This window comes from Spirosoma sp., assembly GCF_048594605.1.
Lineage (GTDB): Bacteria > Bacteroidota > Bacteroidia > Cytophagales > Spirosomataceae > Spirosoma.
On record NZ_JBMDWV010000180.1, the window covers coordinates 1 to 5,142 of the forward strand.

The 5,142-nt window shown below is 48.2% G+C and carries 4 protein-coding genes and 1 pseudogene; 4 read left to right on the forward strand and 1 reads right to left on the reverse strand.

Annotation, left to right across the window (positions count from 1 at the left end; translation table 11 throughout):
- The 4 genes and pseudogenes from ACOJS8_RS11325 to ACOJS8_RS11340 form a co-directional block, all read left to right on the forward strand.
- Positions 1 to 184 (forward strand): annotated as a pseudogene (locus tag ACOJS8_RS11325) (hypothetical protein); the annotation flags it as partial.
- A gap of 46 nt (positions 185 to 230) precedes the next feature.
- Positions 231 to 1,280 (forward strand): WD40/YVTN/BNR-like repeat-containing protein, encoded by a 1,050-nt coding sequence (locus ACOJS8_RS11330; RefSeq protein WP_420148652.1) that lies wholly within the window; start codon positions 231 to 233, stop codon positions 1,278 to 1,280.
- Positions 1,281 to 1,477: 197 nt separating this feature from the next.
- Complete coding sequence (locus tag ACOJS8_RS11335) at positions 1,478 to 2,614, forward strand: glycosyltransferase family 4 protein (RefSeq protein ID WP_420148653.1); 1,137 nt, start codon at positions 1,478 to 1,480, stop codon at positions 2,612 to 2,614.
- Positions 2,615 to 2,702: 88 nt separating this feature from the next.
- Positions 2,703 to 3,758 carry a M48 family metalloprotease gene (locus tag ACOJS8_RS11340; RefSeq protein WP_420148654.1) on the forward strand — a complete coding sequence of 352 codons (1,056 nt, stop codon included), beginning with the start codon at positions 2,703 to 2,705 and terminating at the stop codon, positions 3,756 to 3,758.
- A gap of 62 nt (positions 3,759 to 3,820) precedes the next feature.
- On the opposite strand, the gene rocD is transcribed toward ACOJS8_RS11340, so the two are convergent.
- Complete coding sequence (gene rocD / locus ACOJS8_RS11345) at positions 3,821 to 5,074, reverse strand: ornithine--oxo-acid transaminase (RefSeq protein WP_420148655.1); 1,254 nt, start codon at positions 5,072 to 5,074, stop codon at positions 3,821 to 3,823.
- Positions 5,075 to 5,142 lie beyond the last annotated feature (68 nt).

Sequence of the window (5,142 nt, forward strand, 5' to 3'; positions counted from 1 at the left end):
CACGCACATACGGGTGCACAAATACTGGCGTACAGCCTTTATTGCGGTGTTTATTTTATCGAAAATATTTCTAATACTTGGGCTCTACTACTATTTCAAGACAGCTAGCCTGGAGGACGAAATTATTCGCCTGAAATCGACAACGAACCAAACCAATCCATTGCCAAACGGGCAAATAAGGTAATCCTTTTCCTTTTCTTTGCCTAAATTGCTCCTAATCGTTTAGGAACATGTCTCGTATATCCGTGTGTCAGCGAACGAAATTCGTCGCAATCAGTTTCTTCTGTTTTCTTTCTTTTTGTTCCGTATCCGCTCAATGGCAACCTCAAACCGTTGGTACGGATGCCAGTTTTCGGGCAGTGAGCGCTGCAAATCCTAATGTTGTCTGGGTTGGTGGTACGAAAGGTACGTACGTTCGAACAGCGGATGGCGGCAAAACATGGCAAACTGGAACCGTGCCCGATGCACAAGCCTGCGACTTTCGCGATGTTCAGGCTGTCGATGCGCAGACGGCTTATCTGATGAGTGCGGGGCCAGCCGAAAAAGGACAGGCTCGTATTTACAAAACAACCGATGGCGGACAAACCTGGGCATTGCAGTATCAGACACAGCAAGCGGGGATATTTTTCGACAGTATGGATTTCTGGGATAAGGAACACGGTATTGTGGTTAGCGACCCCGTAGACGGAAAATGGTTCATCCTCACTACCGGGAATGGAGGACAAACCTGGCAACCTGTTTCGCCTGCCGTCCTGCCACAAATGGAACCTAAAGAAGGTGCTTTTGCCGCTAGTGGGACAAGTCTCGTTGTGCAGGGGAAACGTAACGTCTGGATTGCATCAGGTATGGGGCAATTTGGGCGCGTATTTCGTTCTACTGACCGAGGCAATACCTGGACGGTTCATAACACGCCTTTACCAGGAGGTGAATTCGCTGGCTTATGCGGCATGAATTTCTTCAGTGAAAAAAACGGTATGGTGGTGGCGGCCAATTACAAAGAGGAAAAACAACCTAGTCCGAGCGTTGCCATCACGCACGATGGCGGTCAAACCTGGCAAGCTACTACGCCCATCAATCCGCCCGGGTTAAACGAAGCGATTGCCCTACTGCCCGGCGATCGGGTGTTGCTTGTCGGACCGTCCGGAACCATTTTGTCAGCCGACCAGGGCCAAACCTGGCAGCGCCTTGACACGGAAGGGTTTCATTCGGTTGCCTGCGCTAAAGGTACCTGTTTTGCCGTAGGTGCAAAAGGCAAAATCGCTGTGCAGCGATTCAAATGATCTCCGTTAGTATTTGCTACGTTAGTCCGACTATCCAGCGCTGTCCGTTACGTTATGCATAAAATTTGCACCAACGTAGCAACCGTTATTTGTTAGACTGGAGTCCGGTTTATCGATTAAGCCGTATCGCATAACTGCAGCCGAATCTATTTCCTGTATCTGTCTTTCTCCTGCATATAATCGACGGCATGGAGTTTATGCGTAACATTGCGCCGAATATGAAAGTATTGTTCGATCATCAGGCTTTTACGGCGTCGCGTTTTGGAGGAGTAGCCCGGTATTTTTATAATCTGATGGTTGGCCTTCAGGAAAAAGGGGTTAACGTTGATCTATCCGTTCTTTTTTCCAATAACCATTATCTACAAAACAGCTCTCAATTTCCAACACAGTCTTATCGGTATTTTCTGGGATTAATGCCCACCAGCATGCTTTTCTCGCAGGTAAACCGCCTGTGGAGTGCGTTTCATCTGCTGCGCAAAAATTATGATTTGTTTCATCCTACGTTCTTTCATCCTTACTTCCTGAAGTTTATTGGCAATAAGCCTTTCGTTATTACGTATCACGACGCCACCAAGGATAAGTTCGGAGACCGATTCAGCCATCTGGATAATGCGTCAAAGGAGCAAAAACAAATGCTGCTTGATCGGGCGAGGCATGTAATTGCAGTATCGGAAAACACAAAAAAAGACCTGATTGAAATTTTTCGGCTAGAACCCGATAAAATCACAGTGGTTCATCACGCTACGAATTTTCGGGAATTGGTTGTACCCGATACGTTTCAGATTGAAACACCAACGGCCTACTTACTCTATGTGGGGACCCGTGGTAGCTATAAAAATTTCGCTCCGTTTCTGAAGGCCATTAAGCCTGTCCTTCAGAAATACAGCCATATACAGTTGATTTGTGGAGGTGGTGGAGATTTTAATAACGAGGAAAAGCAGCTTATTGAGAGCTTGAATTTAACCGGGCAGGTTGTTCACTACTTCATCAACGATCAGGTCTTGTATCGCCTGTATCAGCATGCTCTGGCTTTCGTATATCCATCGCTTTATGAAGGATTTGGTATTCCTATTCTGGAAGCTTTCGCAACGGGCTGCCCGGTTGTGCTGAGTAATACGTCCTGTTTTCCGGAGGTAGCGCAGGATGCCGCACTTTATTTTGATCCAGCCTCCGAAACGTCCATCAGGGCCCAGATTGAAACGATTATTCTGGACGAACCGCTACGTCGATCACTACGTCAGAAAGGCTACGAACGGCAAATGGCTTTTTCGCCCGATAAAGTCGTTAGCCAAACGCTGGCGGTCTATCAGCGTGTAGTTAAGCATAGTGTATAAAAAGTAGAAGCGCTTCCGATAATCGCCACAATCCTCGCCTGCCTTTCATCGTTATTCAGCCGTGTTGAACGATTAACCCCATTCGGTTATGCCTGTGAGAGCGGCTTTCTCTTTACCCATTCTTTTGTTTAGCTCGGCTATTTTTAGCTCAGTCTCTGCTCAATCTAACGCTCCTGTTTTACCCTTTGGATCGGGTGCTTTTATTTGTAGTTATACGGGCGGTAAGGTTGGCCCGCAAGTGGTCTGCTCACCCAATACGTCATCTAATGGCCATGCTGAGCGCGTTGTGGATCGAATACTGAAGCCGATTGGCCTTATGCGTAATTTCAAGGTCATTGAGTGTTCGAATACCGACAATTGCTTCGCTACGGTGCTGAAAGGACAGCGATTTATTGTGTATGACGGGTCTTTTATGCAGCAGATTGAGGAAGAAACCGAAACCGACTGGTCGGCCATTAGTATTATGGCGCACGAGATAGGTCACCATTTACAAGGCCACACGATTGATGGTCGGGGTGGACAGCCTCAGAAAGAAATTGAAGCCGACAAATTCTCCGGTTTTGTGCTTCATCAATTGGGGGCCTCTCTCGACGAATCGCTGGTAGCTGTTAGAGCACTTGGCGATGAACACGCTACGTCGACTCACCCTGCAAAGCCTGCACGCCTTGAGGCCATTCGGAAAGGTTGGCTTGAGGCCGAAGCCATGTACCCGAAAAGCCGTACTGCCATCAAAACACCCGTAGCAGCCGCGCCCAAGCCAATTGTAACCAGTAGCCCTGTTGCGGCCGCTCGGCCTGTAGTTGCCCCTAAAGCTCCGTCACGCGCATCAGTAGGTTGCGTTTCGGGCAACTGCGAGGATGGATCAGGGACATTTGTCTATCCAACCGGCGAACGCTACGTTGGCGAATTTGAGGAGGGAGACAAGCACGGCGAGGGTACTGAATACTATGCTGATGGTAAGATGAAATACAAAGGTAATTTCCGGGATAATCTCCGATCTGACTACGGAGTTTATTTCTATCGAAATGGCGATAAGTATGCGGGCTGGTTCCAGCGAAACGTTCCGAACGGGAAAGGAACGTATCACTTTGCCGATGGTGAACGTCTGGCCGCTACGTTCAGGAATGGGCAGCCCGTGCAATGAAAACAAAAAATCCGGTCAAATTTGACCGGATTTTTTGTTAGTTAATCAATAACTTATTTGGCCTAAAAGGCTAGAACTGTCTTTTCAATTATATCGCATGCTTCATGGATTTGCTCCTCGTTGATCACAAGTGGTGGGGCAAAACGAATCTTATCGCCATGAGTAGGTTTGGTGAGCAGGCCATTATCTTTCAGTTTCAGGCAGATCTCCCAGGCCGTTTCTGCACCAAATTCAGGACGTTCGGCAATAACAATCGCATTTAACAGCCCTTTTCCCCGCACGGATTTAACGAGATCGGTTCTCTGGCTTAGAGTCGTCATTCGTGCCCGAAAAATTTCGCCCATAGCGGCTGCATTTTCGGCCAGTTTTTCATCTTCAACCACTTGCAGCGCTTCCATGGTTACGGCACAAGCCAGCGGATTACCGCCATACGTAGAGCCATGTTCACCGGGTTTTATAGTTAGCATAACCTCGTCGGACGTTAACACCGCTGAAACAGGCATTGTGCCCCCCGAAAGCGCCTTTCCCAATACCAGCAGATCAGGCTTTACATTTTCATGATCGCAGGCCACACGCTTGCCGGTACGTCCGATGCCCGTCTGTACTTCGTCGGCAATAAACAATACGTTGTATTTGGTGCATAGCTCGCGAACACCGCGCAGATAACCACTGTCGGGCACAACCACCCCGGCTTCCCCCTGAATCGGCTCAACCATAAAACCTGCGATAGTCGGATCGCGCCTGAATGTATCCTCTAGCGCATTGAGATCATTATAAGGGATGATGATGTAACCCGGCAGGAGTGGGCCAAAATCGTTCGTGCTACTCGAATCTGTTGATGATGAAATGGCGGCCAGCGTTCGGCCCCAGAAGTTGCCGGCAGCGTACACAGTTTTTGCCTGATTTTGCGGAATTCCTTTCACTTTATAGGCCCATTTGCGGGTCAGTTTCAGTGACGTTTCTCCGCCTTCCGCCCCGGAATTCATCATCAGGGCTTTGTCATAGCCAAAATAATCACAAAGATATTTTTCGCATATACCCGTCTTGTCGTTGTAGAACGCTCGCGATGTCAGGGTAAGTCGCTGCGCCTGCTGAATCATTGCCTTAATGATACGTGGATGGCAATGGCCCTGGCTGACAGCGCTGTAAGCAGACAGAAAATCAAAATACCGTTTATCGTCCACATCCCAGACGAAAATGCCTTCGCCACGCGACAGCACTACTGGAACAGGATGGTAGTTATGCGCACCATATTGCCATTCTAACTGCATAGCCTCATCGGCTGATGAAGTGGACGTTGTTGGTTCGTGTATCATGGTGAAATGTGGTTAAAGTAGGCTGATGAAGTTCTGAATTCTATTCTGCAACTAACTGACGATGGAGT